Annotated in this window: 16 protein-coding genes and 1 tRNA gene; 8 read left to right on the plus strand and 9 right to left on the minus strand. The window is 64.1% G+C overall.

Annotated elements, in window-relative coordinates:
- On the plus strand, positions 1-722 hold a 722-nt coding region (locus ENZ74_RS06660), incomplete at its 5' end, for an NAD(P)/FAD-dependent oxidoreductase (protein ID WP_164760961.1).
- Here the strand turns inward: ENZ74_RS06660 and ENZ74_RS06665 are convergent.
- Positions 670-1,416: a glutathione S-transferase family protein gene (locus tag ENZ74_RS06665; protein ID WP_127312702.1), complete on the minus strand. Its 747-nt coding sequence runs from the start codon at positions 1,414-1,416 to the stop codon at positions 670-672. The genes ENZ74_RS06660 and ENZ74_RS06665 overlap by 53 nt on opposite strands.
- A 99-nt stretch (positions 1,417-1,515) precedes the next feature.
- On the opposite strand from ENZ74_RS06665, the gene ENZ74_RS06670 reads away from it, so the two are divergent.
- From ENZ74_RS06670 to ilvC, 3 genes are all read left to right on the plus strand, one after another.
- Complete coding sequence (locus ENZ74_RS06670; RefSeq protein ID WP_063168257.1) at positions 1,516-1,974, plus strand: MarR family transcriptional regulator; 459 nt, start codon at positions 1,516-1,518, stop codon at positions 1,972-1,974.
- A gap of 118 nt (positions 1,975-2,092) precedes the next feature.
- Positions 2,093-2,806 (plus strand): TetR/AcrR family transcriptional regulator, encoded by a 714-nt coding sequence (locus tag ENZ74_RS06675; protein WP_244514306.1) that lies wholly within the window; start codon positions 2,093-2,095, stop codon positions 2,804-2,806.
- Positions 2,807-2,906: 100 nt separating this feature from the next.
- Complete coding sequence (ilvC, locus tag ENZ74_RS06680) at positions 2,907-3,926, plus strand: ketol-acid reductoisomerase (protein WP_013531065.1); 1,020 nt, start codon at positions 2,907-2,909, stop codon at positions 3,924-3,926.
- 107 nt (positions 3,927-4,033) lie between these two features.
- Here the strand turns inward: ilvC and ENZ74_RS06685 are convergent, their stop codons facing one another.
- Entirely contained in the window at positions 4,034-4,600 is a 567-nt protein-coding gene (locus ENZ74_RS06685; protein ID WP_013531066.1) for a BA14K family protein, read from the minus strand.
- A gap of 189 nt (positions 4,601-4,789) precedes the next feature.
- Between ENZ74_RS06685 and ENZ74_RS06690 the strand changes: the two genes are divergently transcribed.
- Together ENZ74_RS06690 and ENZ74_RS06695 are read left to right on the plus strand one after the other, a co-directional pair.
- The gene (locus ENZ74_RS06690) at positions 4,790-5,902 is read left to right on the plus strand and encodes an endonuclease/exonuclease/phosphatase family protein (RefSeq protein ID WP_013531067.1); all 1,113 of its coding nucleotides are present in this window, start codon (positions 4,790-4,792) and stop codon (positions 5,900-5,902) included.
- Between the two features lie 3 nt (positions 5,903-5,905).
- The gene (locus ENZ74_RS06695) at positions 5,906-6,622 is read left to right on the plus strand and encodes a hypothetical protein (protein ID WP_063168256.1); all 717 of its coding nucleotides are present in this window, start codon (positions 5,906-5,908) and stop codon (positions 6,620-6,622) included.
- Here the strand turns inward: ENZ74_RS06695 and ENZ74_RS06700 are convergent.
- The 4 genes from ENZ74_RS06700 to ENZ74_RS06715 all read right to left on the minus strand — a co-directional run bounded on the left by ENZ74_RS06700 (position 6,619) and on the right by ENZ74_RS06715 (position 10,217).
- On the minus strand, positions 6,619-6,861 hold the full coding sequence (locus tag ENZ74_RS06700) for a hypothetical protein (RefSeq protein WP_127312703.1): 243 nt from the start codon (positions 6,859-6,861) through the stop codon (positions 6,619-6,621). The genes ENZ74_RS06695 and ENZ74_RS06700 overlap by 4 nt on opposite strands.
- Positions 6,862-6,992: 131 nt before the next feature.
- Positions 6,993-8,210: an ABC transporter permease gene (locus ENZ74_RS06705; RefSeq protein ID WP_063168255.1), complete on the minus strand. Its 1,218-nt coding sequence runs from the start codon at positions 8,208-8,210 to the stop codon at positions 6,993-6,995.
- Positions 8,207-8,920, minus strand: coding sequence for an ABC transporter ATP-binding protein (locus ENZ74_RS06710; protein ID WP_063168254.1), 714 nt, complete (start codon positions 8,918-8,920; stop codon positions 8,207-8,209). Before ENZ74_RS06710 ends, ENZ74_RS06705 begins: the two co-directional genes overlap by 4 nt.
- 4 nt (positions 8,921-8,924) lie before the next feature.
- Positions 8,925-10,217 (minus strand): efflux RND transporter periplasmic adaptor subunit, encoded by a 1,293-nt coding sequence (locus ENZ74_RS06715; RefSeq protein ID WP_063168253.1) that lies wholly within the window; start codon positions 10,215-10,217, stop codon positions 8,925-8,927.
- 101 nt (positions 10,218-10,318) lie between these two features.
- Between ENZ74_RS06715 and ENZ74_RS06720 the strand changes: the two genes are divergently transcribed.
- Positions 10,319-11,227 carry a PhzF family phenazine biosynthesis protein gene (locus tag ENZ74_RS06720; RefSeq protein ID WP_063168252.1) on the plus strand — a complete coding sequence of 303 codons (909 nt, stop codon included), beginning with the start codon at positions 10,319-10,321 and terminating at the stop codon, positions 11,225-11,227.
- Positions 11,228-11,333: 106 nt separating this feature from the next.
- Positions 11,334-11,409: transfer RNA gene (locus ENZ74_RS06725), tRNA-Lys, on the plus strand.
- Positions 11,410-11,522: 113 nt separating this feature from the next.
- Here ENZ74_RS06725 and ENZ74_RS06730 read toward each other — a convergent pair.
- The 3 genes from ENZ74_RS06730 to ENZ74_RS06740 form a co-directional block, all read right to left on the minus strand.
- Positions 11,523-11,783: a hypothetical protein gene (locus tag ENZ74_RS06730; protein WP_063168251.1), complete on the minus strand. Its 261-nt coding sequence runs from the start codon at positions 11,781-11,783 to the stop codon at positions 11,523-11,525.
- Between the two features lie 89 nt (positions 11,784-11,872).
- Positions 11,873-12,883 carry a nicotinate-nucleotide--dimethylbenzimidazole phosphoribosyltransferase gene (gene cobT, locus ENZ74_RS06735; protein ID WP_063168250.1) on the minus strand — a complete coding sequence of 337 codons (1,011 nt, stop codon included), beginning with the start codon at positions 12,881-12,883 and terminating at the stop codon, positions 11,873-11,875.
- Between the two features lie 52 nt (positions 12,884-12,935).
- The coding region (locus tag ENZ74_RS06740) for an adenosylcobinamide-GDP ribazoletransferase (RefSeq protein ID WP_206522261.1) at positions 12,936-13,222 on the minus strand (287 nt) is incomplete at its 5' end.

Genomic DNA, 13,222 nt, shown 5'->3' on the forward strand with positions numbered 1-13,222 from the left:
AGCCACGACCGCTCACCTATGGCGCGTTCTGGGCCTCGCTTGGCTGGCGCGGCGACGGTTTCGATGAGCGCGCGCTGCTGCAACGCTACGACAGAGCGAGCGTGATGATCGGCGTGCTGCCGATCGGCCGGCCGCAGCCGGGCGCTGAAAAGATGGCGGCCTTCTTCTGGAGCCTGAAGCCGTCGGACGCCGATGAGGTGCGCGTCCGGGGCCTGGATGCCTGGAAGGAGAGGGTGATCCGGCTGTGGCCGCAGAGCGAGGCGTATGTCAGCCAGATCGACAGTTTCGACCAGCTCTCGCTGGCGCGCTATGGCCACCACACGATGAAGCGGCCGGTTGGGCGGCGGCTGGCCATCATCGGCGACGCGGCGCACTCGACCAGCCCGCAGCTCGGGCAAGGGGCCAATATGGCGCTGCTCGACGCCGCGGCGCTCAGCCATGCGCTGGCGCGGACGGACAGTGTCGAAGCGGCACTTGAAGCCTATGCGAGGGCGCGGCGCTGGCATGTCCGCATCTTCCAGGCGCTGTCGCTGGCGTTCACGCCGTTCTACCAGTCGGATTCGGTGGCGCTGCCCTTCATCCGCGACAGGCTGGTGGCGACGGTGGCAAAAATCCCGCCGGCGCCGCAGTTTCTCGCCTCGATGGTGGCCGGCACCGTAATCGATCCGTTCAAGCGGATAGGACTGGTCGAAGCGCGGTGGCCGGATCGTTTTGGCCAATGAGGCTCGAAAGGTACGATCCCTTTGCCCGCAGGAAGGCATGCAGGCGCTGCGGGTAGTCCGGCGCCACGGCTTGCCTGATCGACGGGCGTTCACTCAACGCCCGGCGCCATGCGCGGACGAGGGGCTTTCGGTCAAGAATGCCGAAATCACCGATCCGGTCGAAGACATCGAGATAGCGGAAGACCGGACCGTAAACGGCGTCGACCAGCGAGAAGTGCTTGCTGGCGAACCAGGGGCCGCCAGGCTCGTCCGCCAACTCGGCTTCGAGACGGTCGAACATGGCGGACAGCGCGCTGGATTCGTCAAGGAAGCCGGCCTCGGTCGATGTTGAATAGAACCGGCTGATGGCATTGAGGGTTGCCGAACCGAACTCGATCCAGGCGCGATGCCGGGCGCGGGCATAGGGCTCGGCCGGGTGGAGGGGATTGGCCTGCGTCTCTTCGAGGAATTCCAGGATGACGGCCGATTCGAAGATCACCGTTTCCTCGCCATTCCGCTGCACGCGCAGCAGCGGCACTTTGCCGAGCGGCGAGATCGCCTTGAACCAGTCCGGCTTGTTGGCGAGGTCGATATCGACGCGTTCGAACGGCACGCCCTTTTCGGCCAGCGAAATCGCGGCGCGCTGCACATAGGGGCAGAGGTGATGGCTGACGAGAATGAGCTTGTCGGCGCGTTTGCAGATTTCGTGTTTCATCGGATTGGCTTTCCCTGATTAATGCAATTGCATCTATGTAGATGCATATGCATTGATCGTCAAGCTTGATGCAATTGCATCTATCGTCTAAGGTGCGCCATGACCGAGAAAGCCGCGCCTTCGCCCGAAGCCATCAAGGCCTGGGCTCGCCTGATGCGCGTATCGCGCCAGTTGATGGAGAGCGCCGAAGAGGCGTTGAAGGCCGCCGGTCTGCCCCCACTTGCCTGGTACGACGTGCTGCATGAACTCGCCGAGGCGGGCGAGGGCGGGCTGCGGCCGTTCCAGCTCATCGAGCGCACGCTGTTCGCCCAATACAACATTTCGCGCCTGCTGGCCCGGCTCGAGGCCGATGGGCTCGTCGAGAAACTGCCGGTGGCCGATGACGGCCGTGGCCAGACCATCCGCATCGCGGCCAAGGGGCGAGACATACGCCGCCAGATGTGGGCTGTGTACGGACGCTCGATCGCCGAACTGGTTGGCGCCAAACTGTCGGCGGATGAGCTGACCATGGTCTCGGCACTGCTTGGACGGTTGCGCCATCCGCCAGCCAGCGATTAAGCGAGCCTGTCGCGCCAGCGCCTGTCCATTTTTGCAGATATTTTGCTCTCGTCCTCTTGCGCACGGCCTCGGATCGCGCAATATGCCGAACCGTAACGTACGGTACGGCCTATCGGGAATGCCGACCTTTCGAGAGAAGAGCGTGTTGCACATCGTGCCTGACATCGACACCAGCGAAGCGCTGACAGAGCGGCAGAAGGCCGTGCTCGACGCGGCGTTGCGGCTGCTGGTCGAAGAGGGCGACCAGCTGACCATGACCGCCGTGGCGCGCCGCGCCAGCTGTTCCAAGGAAACGCTCTACAAATGGTTCGGCGACCGCGACGGGCTGCTGACAGCGACGGTGCAATGGCAGGCCTCGAAAGTGCGGGTGGCACCGGTCGACCGCAAGGGGCTCGATCTTGCCTCGCTGACCGCGAGCCTCGAGCGCTTCGCCTCGGATTGGCTCAAGGTGATTTCCAGCGACACGTCGATCGCGCTCAATCGGGTGGCGGTCAGCCATGCGGGCTCCGGCAAGGACAATCTCGGCGCCGTGGTGCTGGAGAACGGCCGCTTCGCATTGGCCAAGCGGCTGAAGCCGGTGCTCGAGGCCGGCCGACGGACCGGGCTTTTGGATTTCGCGGATGCCGAGACGGCGTTTCGCACCTTTTTCGGGCTGGTCGCCCGCGATGTGCAGATCCGTCTGCTGCTCGGCGACCGGCTGGAATTGACTGAGGCGGCGATCGGCGGCGATGCCGCGCGGGCGACGCAGCAGTTTCTCGCTCTTCATGGAGCAACAACCGGCCGCAAGGCCCTAGAGCCGGATGATTTCAGGTCAAGTCGACCTGAAATCTGAATTCGTCTCTAAATCAAGAAGATAGAGCATGATGTCGTCCGAAAACCGCTTCACACTTTTCGGCATCATGCTCTGATTTATAAACGGGAAGGAAGACAAAATGCGCGTCTATTACGATCGTGATGCCGATCTCAATCTGATCAAGGGCAAGAAGGTCGCCATCATCGGCTATGGCAGCCAGGGCAGGGCGCATGCGCTCAACCTCAAGGATTCCGGCGCCAAGGAGATCGCAATCGGCCTCAAGGCCGGCTCGGCAACCGCCAAGAAGGTCGAGGCCGACGGTCTCAAGGTGATGAGCGTGGCGGACGCGGCCAAGTGGGCCGACCTGATGATGATGGCAACGCCGGACGAACTGCAGGCCGACATCTACAAGAACGAGATCGCCCCGAACATCCGCGATGGTGCCGCTATCGCCTTCGCGCACGGCCTCAACGTGCATTTCGGCCTGATCGAGCCGAAGTCGACGGTCGACGTCGTCATGATTGCCCCGAAGGGCCCCGGCCACACGGTGCGCGGCGAATACCAGAAGGGCGGCGGCGTGCCGTGCCTGGTCGCCGTCAACCAGGATGCCTCGGGCAATGCGCTCGACCTGGCCCTGTCCTACGCCTGCGGCGTCGGCGGCGGCCGTTCGGGTATCATCGAGACCAATTTCCGCGAGGAATGCGAGACCGATCTGTTCGGCGAGCAGGTCGTGCTGTGCGGCGGCCTGGTCGAGCTGATCCGGGCCGGTTTCGAGACGCTGGTGGAAGCCGGCTACGCGCCTGAGATGGCCTATTTCGAGTGCCTGCACGAGGTCAAGCTGATCGTCGACCTGATCTATGAAGGCGGCATCGCCAACATGAACTACTCGATCTCGAACACCGCCGAATGGGGCGAATATGTCTCGGGTCCGCGCATCATCACCGCCGAGACCAAGGCCGAGATGAAGCGCGTGCTGAAGGACATCCAGACCGGCAAATTCACCTCGGAGTGGATGCAGGAGTACCGCGCCGGCATGTCCCGCTTCAAGGGCATCCGCCGCAACAATGACAGCCACCAGATCGAGGAAGTCGGCGCCAAGCTGCGCGCGATGATGCCGTGGATTTCCAAAAACAAGCTGGTCGACAAGGCGAAGAACTGAGCGAAATCCACAAGCGCTCGAAAATAGCAGCTTCCATGAACAAGAAACGGCGCCACGTGGCGCCGTTTTTTCATTCTGTCGGTCAGCTCAGCTACAGGGCCAGCCCATCAATAGGGTGAGTAGCACTGCTGGCGCGGGCCGTTGTAGGGCTGGAACGTGTTGTCGTAGGCCCGGTACGACCGGTAGCGGTTGTAGCACCATTGGACATGGGCGCTCGAAAGCCGTCCCGCGCGGTAGTAGCGGCGCGGCGCCGGCCGGTCATAGTAGTCGTAGTTGTTGTACATGCTGCCGAGGCCAAGCCCCAGGCCAAGGCCCAGGATCGCGGCACTCGCGCCATCATCGTAGTAACGGCCGCCGCGATAGTGATGGCGACCATGGCGCCAACGCCAGTTGTCTCCACCATTCCAGTGACCGCCGCCGCCGTGCCAGTGCCGACGGCCGCCGTCCCAATTGCCCGACCGGCGCCATCTCCAATTGTCGTTGTTGAACTGACGGTTGTTGTTGCCGCCCGCCCAGCTGTCGCGGACCGGCGTGACATTCGGCGCCGCGGTGCTGGTGGGAATCGACAGGTCCGGTTGCATGATCGGGCCGGCGGCGGACGGTGCCGTGACGCCGGAGAGGATACCCAGGGCTAGCAGCCCCGATTTGACCGTGGAAGAAAAGAGCGAATTCATTGCACTCTCCAAGAGTTACAGGCCCCACGCCCACCCGAGGAATGGGGCAACAATGGATGTTTGCATCTGAACGGCGGATGAACGGAAAGGTTCCGTCAACCATGACGCGAACGCGCCCAAGACCAATCGATCTCAGATGGTGATCCTGCGCGCTTGTTTTCCGAAGCACTTGCGGGCAAAGGTCATGGCATGTCGCTGCGCCTTGCCACCTTCAATGTCGAGAACCTGATGAACAGGTTCGATTATTCCGGCTATCGCAACCAGCTCAACGAGGATCGAACGCTGGCGCTGTTCGATATCCAGAGCGAGGCGGAATACAGGATGCTGGAGCAGGCCCGCGCCATCGCCCAATCCGACGACACGCGCCAGCTGACGGCGCTGGCAATCGCTGCCACCCGGGCCGACATCATCTGCATGCAGGAGGTCGACAACATCGAGGCGCTGAAGGCCTTCGAATATGGCTATCTGTTCAAGATGGTGGGGCAGGGCTACCGGCAGAAATACACCACATCGGGCAATGATTCACGCGGCATCGACGTTGCCGTGATGATGCGCAATGAGACCGCCCAGGGCCAGCCGATCGAATTCGTGCGCATGACCAGCCACGCCTATGTCACCTACGAGCAGTTCGGGCTGCACACGCCGGAACTCGAGGCACTGGGCAATCAGGCCAATGAGCGCATTTTCCGGCGCGACTGCCTGGAGATCGACGTCACCGTGGGCGGCGTGCCGCTGACGCTCTATCTCGTGCATTTCAAGTCGATGGGTTCGCCGCGCAACGGGCTCGACGGGCGCGAGGCGACGATGCCGGTGCGCATCGCGGAGGCGCAGGCCGTGCGGCGCATCATCGAGGAGCGCTTCGGCAAGGACTATGCCGCCGACAAACGCTGGGCAATCTGCGGCGACATGAACGATTACCGCCAGCGTGTGAAGGTGGCCGGCGATGCGATCGACGGCTATCGCTTCGAGGTGGTCGACGAAGCCCTGTCCTGCATCAACGTGCTGACGGCCGGCGGCTTCTGCGAAAACGTCGTCGAGCGGCGGCCGGAGATGAACCGCTGGAGTTTCTACCACACGCGCGGACCGGAAGAGCGGCATCTGTGCCAGCTCGACTACATCCTGCTGTCGAAGGGGCTCGCCGCCAGCAACGCGACGGCTGTTCCCGACATCATCCGCAACGGCCAGCCCTGGCGCACCATTTTTCCGCCGGGGCAGGAGGTCGACCGCTTTCCGCGTGCCGGCTGGGACCGGCCGAAGGCGTCGGACCATTGCCCGGTGGCGATCACGCTGGACATGACCTGACGCATGAGTTTCGACCTGCCACGCAACGTCATCCTGCCGGTCGACGCCATCGACGTCCGGCTCGATCCCGGTCCGCACCCGTTCGCAAGGGACAATGCAGAGGCGATCGCCGAGAACTGGCAGCACGAAATCGCTGCCAATCCGGCGCTGTTCGACGGCATGGTGGTGCTGCTGTCGCAGCTTGCCTACCGCGACAACCGTCTCGCCGGCCGCTGCCATGCGGTCAACTATTCGACTTTCATGCTGTGGCGGAAGCGGCGCGAGAATTCGGGCGCCGAGCATGCCTATGCCCATGCCATGCTGGTGGCTGCCGACAATGCGCTGGTGGCGATCCGCATGGGTCCGCACACGGTCAACGCCGGCCGCGTCTATTTTGCCGCCGGCTCATTCGAGCCGGTCGATTTTCGCGATGGCCTGGTCGATGTCGATTTCAACATGATCCGCGAAGTGCGCGAGGAAACCGGTCTTGACCTGTCAGCCGCGGAACGCGGCAAACGCTACCACGCCATGTCGACCAACAGCGGCACGGTGATCTTCCGCCGCTACCACGCGGCGGCGCCCGCCGACGAGATCGCCCAGCGCATCTCAGCCTTCGTCGCCACCGAAACCGAGCCGGAGATCGACGGGCCAGTGATCATCCGCCATGCCGCCGACCTGCCGGTCGGCCTGTCACCGCACATGAAGCCGCTGATCGAGTGGCATTTCGCAAACGGGAGTTAAGGGCGCGTCTTGTTCTGTGCCGCGTTGCGATCGTTGCGGGCGGCGACGAGGAACAGGATGAAGCCGATGCCGAGCAAACCGCCCATCGCCATTCCCATGGTCTGGCCGACGACTGCCTGAAAATCGGCTGTGACGCGATCGGGATTGGCCATGCCGAAGCGGGCGCGATACCACCAGATGCCTGCAAGGACGGCCTCGATGACGACCATCGTCAGGATCAGTCGTGCCTTCTTGCTCATTAGCTATTCCTCCACCCAAGCGTGAATTGCCCTAGCATCATGAACGGCGCGGCGACAGTGGCGGGTAGGGTGGAAACGTCTAAGGCTGTGCAAAACCGGTCTGAGCGCCGGCCGCGTTTCGGCCGGTTGCCCTATTCGTGCCTAAGTGCGTCGATCGGGTCGAGCCTGGCGCCGCGCAGCGCCGGGAAGAAGCCGAACACCATGCCGATCAGGGCGGAAAAGCCGACGGCGAGCAGGATCACCGCCGGGCTCGGCGCAAACGGGATGGTCAGCGTCACCGCGGCGAGGCCGGCCAGCGCCAGCCCGATCAGGATGCCGATAATGCCGCCGAGCAGCGACAGCACCGTCGCCTCGACCAGGAACTGGATGAGGATGTGCTTTTCATGCGCGCCGATGGCGAGCCTGATGCCGATCTCGCGGGTGCGTTCGGTGACCGACACCAGCATGATGTTCATGATGCCGATGCCGCCGACCAGCAGGCTGACGCCGGCGACGGCGCCCAGCATGCCGGTCATGGTGGTGGTGGCGCTGGCCATGGCGTCGGCGATCTGGGTCATGTCGCGGATGGCGAAATCGCTTTCACGATCGGGCGTGATGCGTCTGGCGTCGCGCAGAATGTCCTCGACGCGCGGCTGCAACTCGCTGGTCGGCGTGCGGTCATCGGCGGCGATGTAGATGTTGTCGATGTCGCGGTTGCCGGCGATGCGGCGCTGGTAGGCGTGCAGCGGCATCAGCACGACATTGTCCTGATCCTGACCGAAGCCGGTATAGCCCTTGGGCTCGAGCAGGCCGATGATCTTGCAGGAGGTGCGGTTGACGCGGATGATCTCGCCCTCGGGATCGCCAGCGCCGAAGAATTGTTGGCGCACCGTCTCGCCGATCAGGCACACGCCTGTGCCCGAGCGGGTTTCGGAATCGCTGAACGGGCGGCCCGACACCAGTTTCCAGTCGCGCGCATCGAGATAGGCGCTGTCGGTGCCGGTGACGCCCGAGGTCAGGCTCTCGGTGCCGAAGATGACCCGGACCTGCTTTTGCGAAGCCGGCGAAATGGCGCGGGCGCCAGTCAGATGCGCAACCAGCGCCGCCAGCTCCTTTTCGGCCAGCGGACGCACCACCTGGTCGAGCCCGCCCGGGCCACCGGGACCGGCCGGGCGACCGGAGCGGACGACCAGCAGATTGCTGCCGAGCTTGGAGATGTCGGCCTTGACCTTCTGCGTGGTGCCCGACCCGATGGTGAGCATGGCAATGACGGCGGCAACGCCGATGACGATGCCGAGCAAGGTCAGGAACGAGCGCAGCACGTTGCGGCGGATCGAGCGCAGCGACAGGCGGACGGTTTCCCAGATCATGGTTGTGCGATCTCCAGCTTCCTGGAATCGGAGGCGACGTGGCCGTCGAGGAAGCGGATGGTGCGTTCGGCATAGTCGGCGACGTCGGCCTCGTGGGTGACCATGGCGATGGTCAGGCCAAGCTCCTTGTTGAGCCGCGTCAGCAACTCCATGATCTCGTGCGTGCGGGCGGTGTCGAGGTTGCCGGTCGGCTCGTCGGCGACGAGCAGCGTCGGGCGCGTGACGATGGCGCGCGCGATCGCCACGCGCTGCTGCTGGCCGCCGGACAGTTCGGCCGGCGTGTGGTGCTCGCGGCCGACAAGGCCGACCTCCGCCAGGGCCTGCATGGCAAGGTCGCGGCGCTCGCGGGCGGCCACGCCGCGATAGATCAGCGGCAGTTCGACATTTTCGGCCGCCGTGGTGCGGGCCAGCAGATTGTAACCCTGGAAGACGAAGCCGACATAGAGGTTGCGCAGCATGGCGCGGCGGTTGCGGTCGAGGCGGCCGGCGTCGATGCTCATGAAGGAATAGGTTCCGGCCGTCGGCGTGTCGAGGCAGCCGATGATGTTCATCGCCGTCGACTTGCCGGAGCCGGACGGCCCCATGATGGCGACGAATTCGCCACGCCGGATGGCAAGATCGACGCCGGCCAGCGCATGCACCTTGGCCTCGCCCTGGCCATAGCTCTTCCAGACCTTGTCGAAGGTGATGAGGGCAGCACCGGCAGCCACGGTATCAGCTCCGCTGCTGCGACGCGGTGATGACCTGTGCGCCTTCGTCGAGGCCAGAAATGATCTCGGTCAGTTCGCCGTCGGTCGAGCCGATCTTGACGTTGACCGGGTGCGGACGCCCGTTCTCCAGCACATAGAGCGTGCGCGAGCCGTCGGTGGGCACTGTGGCGGCCTGGCGCTGGCGGTTGCCGCCGGGGCGGCCCATGCGGCCGGTGAACAGGTCGCTGAGGCTCCAGCCGCGTGCGGCCTGCTGGACCGGGCGAAAGCGGAAGGCGGTGGCCGGCACGGTGAGCACGTCCTTGGCCTGCTTGGTGACGACCGAAACGGTGGCGGTCATGCCGGGCCGCAGCAGCAGCTCGTTGTTGTCGACCTCGAGCCGCGCATTGTAGGTGACGACGCCGTCGGTGGTGACCGAGGCATAGGAGATGTCGCGGATCTCGGCATCGAACGGCCGCTCGGGGAAGGCATCGACGGTGAAGCGGGCATGCTGGCCGGATTTGACCGCACCGATGTCGGCCTCGTCGACCGCCGCCACCAGTTCCATGTTCCTGAGATCGGCGGCGATGATGAACAGCACCGGCGCCTGCAGCGAGGAGGCGACCGTCTGGCCGGGATCGACCGAGCGCGTCAAAACGATGCCGTCGATCGGCGCATAGATTGTGCTCTTGGCAAGGTCGGTCTGCTGCGCCTTGAGGTCGGCCTGGGCGATGGCGAGGTTGGCCTGCGCACTGTCGAGAGCTGCCTTGGAACGGTCGCGCGTGGCGGTTGCCGCTTCAAGCGACTGGTCGGTCGCCATGCCGCGCCTGGTCAGTTCGGCGGCGCGCACCAGCGCCTTCTCGTTTTCGGCCAGCGTAACCGTGGCGTCCTCGACATTGGCGGCGGCGGCCTTGGCCGAAGCTTCGGCGCGCTCGATCTGGACTTCGAGTTTCACCGTGTCGAGTGTCGCCAGCACGTCACCCTTCTTGACCTGCTGGTTCTCCTCGGCCGAGACCGAGCGGATGATGCCGGACAGTTCGCTTGAAATATCGACCTGGGTGAGTGGCTGCAACGTGCCGGTCGCCGACACCGCGACGGTGAGGTCGGCCTTGGCGGCAGGCACTGTGGTGTAGTCAATCCTGGCCGGCGAGCCCGCATACCATTGATAGAGGCCAAGCGCGGCGGCGAGCACGATCAGCGCCAGCAACGCATAGAGCCACCCACGACGGCGCGATCTGCGCCGGCCTGTCTGGTCGAGCCCAAGCGCCGTCTCGATGGCGGAATCCGATTCCGTCTTTGGCAGATTGACAATCTGGTCCACGCTGGACCCCTATAATGCGCAATGTCCCTATCTGTGCACAGATCAGGCTTACCGGTTCAAATATCAAATTAAATTTCGCCCATGTTGGGATTGAGGCAGGAATGAAAACCCGGAATTACTTGCTTTACGATGTGTTTACGACCGAGCGACTGGCCGGCAATCCTTTGGCCGTCGTGCTCGACAGCAAGGGATTGGACACGGCCGCGATGCAGGCCATCGCGCGCGAATTCAACCTGTCCGAATCGGTGTTCGTCCTGCCGCCGGCCAATCCCAAGCACAAAAACCGCATCCGCATCTTCACGCCCGACTATGAAATGCCGTTCGCCGGCCATCCGACGGTCGGCGCCGCGATCGCGCTGGCCGAACTGGCGGAAGAGGGCGGCGCCGGCATCTTCGTGCTGGAGGAAAACATCGGTCCGGTGCGGTGCGCCGTCAGCAAGCATGACGGCAACACTTTTGCCGAGTTCGACCTGGCCAAGCTGCCGGAGCCGCTGAAGCTCGATGCCGATCCGGAGGCGATCGGTGCCGCGCTTGGGTTGACGCCGCATGAGATCGGCTTCGAGAATCACCGCGTCGCGTTCTGGTCGGCGGGCGTGCCCTATGTCACCATCCCGGTTGCCAATCTCGAGGCGGCGGGTCGCATCCGGCTGGACAACCAGGCCTGGTCGGAACTGGCGCCGCGCAAGAGCGAATGGGCCTTCGCCAGCCCCTATGTCTACTGCCGCGAGACGGTGAACCACGAAAGCGCCTTCCATGTGCGCATGATCGTGCCTGGCACGCCTTCCTATGAGGATCCGGCGACCGGCTCGGCGGCAGCCGCCTTTGCCGGCGCCATCATGCATTTCGACGCGCCGACCGATGGCATTTCACAGCTGTGGATCGAGCAGGGGCTGGAGATGGGCCGGCCATCGCGCATCCGCCTCGAACTGACCGTGCAAGGCGGAAAACTGGCCTCGGCGCGCATCGGCGGCAACGCAATCAAGGTGGCGGAGGGCAAGCTGTTCGTTTGATCGAACGCATGCTCGGTCGATTTGTCGGGAAATGATTCCGGCAGGGCTGGACAGGACCGATGGTGGCGGCTATATGCCCGCCAACGCCGGTTTTTGCCGGCCGAGTGGGTGCGTAGCTCAGTTGGTAGAGCAGCTGACTCTTAATCAGCGGGTCCACAGTTCAATCCTGTGCGCACCCACCAAATTCCTAGAAGAGTTGGTGGAAAGACCCTGAAAGCGAGACGCGTTTGGCGCATCTCGGGCAAGGCTGTCCGACCGTGATTCTTCAAACGCGCTATCCGGATCTTGTGGCGATTTAGCCGAGTTGAAAAATGCGGCTCAGAAACCGGCCGAATCGAAAAGCAAGGCTCTTTTCCCCGGCTGCAGCATCGCTGGCGCCAATTCCGTCTTTTCCCCCGGAGAAATCGCTGATGGGCCACCAGAAGAAGACCAGGAAGACAACGAAAATGCCGGTGTCGATCGGGCCATGACTTGAATAGCTGCTGTGACGGAACACAACAGCGACCGCCCCGGCGATAACACCGCAGCTGCGGCAGGATGAAATTTCTTCATCCACAAAAATCTATTTGAGAATCGCCGTTACGGTAAGATGCCTCCTTTGTCGTGACAACGGCATCTTTGTCGGCCGATACGGGGAATGAATAATTACTTCTCCGAAACGCCAGCCTCGGCAAAACTCGCCATGCGGGCATGGCACTCCAGCGCCGAGCGGACGATGTTGACGGCGAGGCAGGCGCCGGAGCCTTCGCCGAGCCGCATGCCGAGGTCGAGCAGCGGCGGCAGGCCGAGCGCTTCGAGCAGGCCGCGATGGCCTGACTCAGCGGAGACATGGGCTGCGATGGTGTGGGCGAGGCCGGTCGGGTGCAGCTTCGACAGCGGGGCTGCGGCGGCGGTGCAGACGAAGCCGTCGAGCAGCACGGGTATGCCGAGATGTCGGGCGGCGAGCGTGGCGCCGAAGATGGCGGCCAGTTCGCGTCCGCCGAGCACGGCAGCGATAGCAAGCGGGTCGGCGAGGGCTGCGGCATGGCGCTTCAGGCCGGCTTCGATGGCGACCACCTTGCGCTTCAAGCCGGCGTCATCGACGCCGGTGCCGCGCCCTGTCCACTTTTCCGCGCCGCCGCCGAACAGGGCTGCTGAAACGGCCGCTGCCGGCGTGGTGTTGCCGATACCCATTTCGCCGAAGCAGATAAGGTCCAGATCCTTCGTCACCGCATCATAGCCGGCCGAGACCGCCGCCAGAAAGGCCGCTTCGTCCATTGCCGGACCTTGGGTGAAGTCGCCGGTCGGATGGTCGAGATCGAGCGGGATGACGTCGAGTTCGGCGCCGGCCATGCGGGCAAGCTGGTTGATGGCGGCACCGCCGCCAGCGAAATTCGCCACCATCTGCACGGTGACTTCCGAGGGATAGGCCGACACACCTTGCGCGGTGACGCCGTGGTTGCCGGCGAAGACGAAAACCTTGACGCGGTCGAGTTTCGGCATGTCGCGGCCCTGCCAGCGCGCCAGCCACGCGGCGATGGTCTCGAGCCGGCCGAGGCTGCCTTGCGGCTTGGTCAGCGTGTCCTGGCGGCGGGCGACCGCATTGGCCGCGGCATCGCTGCCAGCCGGCAGGTCGAGGCAGGCGGCGCGCAATTCACTAAGGGATTTGAAGGGCATGGGGGCAAAGTCTCCGAAAAGGAATCAGGCCGCGAGAATCAGGCCAAAGGGATCAGGAAAGCGCTACGGAAGCGACGAGCAGCACCGCGATCTCGCTTGCCTGCTGCAAGGCGCCGATCGTGTCGCCGGTCTGGCCCTCGATCTGGTTGAAGCAAAGGGCGCGGAATGCGGCAAACAGCAGGCCAAGCAGGATCAGCGCGAAGACGGCGCCGCCCAGCCCGAGCAAGAGAAGCGGGATCGCGCCGAGCAAGGCGCCGGCTATGGCGGTTTCCTGCGAGACGGTGCCGGCGTCGACCGAGAGGCCGTCGACGCGCGCTGGAGGCAAGAGATGCATGAAGG

The sequence above is a fragment of the Mesorhizobium sp. M7A.F.Ca.CA.002.15.2.1 genome, from assembly GCF_003998715.1.
GTDB lineage: Bacteria > Pseudomonadota > Alphaproteobacteria > Rhizobiales > Rhizobiaceae > Mesorhizobium > Mesorhizobium ciceri.

Coding starts and splice junctions, on each gene's coding strand:
- ENZ74_RS06665 (WP_127312702.1), bottom strand. CDS start 1,416: ATGAAACACGAAATCTGCAAACGCGCCGACAAGCTCATTCTCGTCAGC.
- ENZ74_RS06670 (WP_063168257.1), top strand. CDS start 1,516: ATGACCGAGAAAGCCGCGCCTTCGCCCGAAGCCATCAAGGCCTGGGCT.
- ENZ74_RS06675 (WP_244514306.1), top strand. CDS start 2,093: ATGCCGACCTTTCGAGAGAAGAGCGTGTTGCACATCGTGCCTGACATC.
- ilvC (WP_013531065.1), top strand. CDS start 2,907: ATGCGCGTCTATTACGATCGTGATGCCGATCTCAATCTGATCAAGGGC.
- ENZ74_RS06685 (WP_013531066.1), bottom strand. CDS start 4,600: ATGAATTCGCTCTTTTCTTCCACGGTCAAATCGGGGCTGCTAGCCCTG.
- ENZ74_RS06690 (WP_013531067.1), top strand. CDS start 4,790: ATGTCGCTGCGCCTTGCCACCTTCAATGTCGAGAACCTGATGAACAGG.
- ENZ74_RS06695 (WP_063168256.1), top strand. CDS start 5,906: ATGAGTTTCGACCTGCCACGCAACGTCATCCTGCCGGTCGACGCCATC.
- ENZ74_RS06700 (WP_127312703.1), bottom strand. CDS start 6,861: ATGAGCAAGAAGGCACGACTGATCCTGACGATGGTCGTCATCGAGGCC.
- ENZ74_RS06705 (WP_063168255.1), bottom strand. CDS start 8,210: ATGATCTGGGAAACCGTCCGCCTGTCGCTGCGCTCGATCCGCCGCAAC.
- ENZ74_RS06720 (WP_063168252.1), top strand. CDS start 10,319: ATGAAAACCCGGAATTACTTGCTTTACGATGTGTTTACGACCGAGCGA.
- cobT (WP_063168250.1), bottom strand. CDS start 12,883: ATGCCCTTCAAATCCCTTAGTGAATTGCGCGCCGCCTGCCTCGACCTG.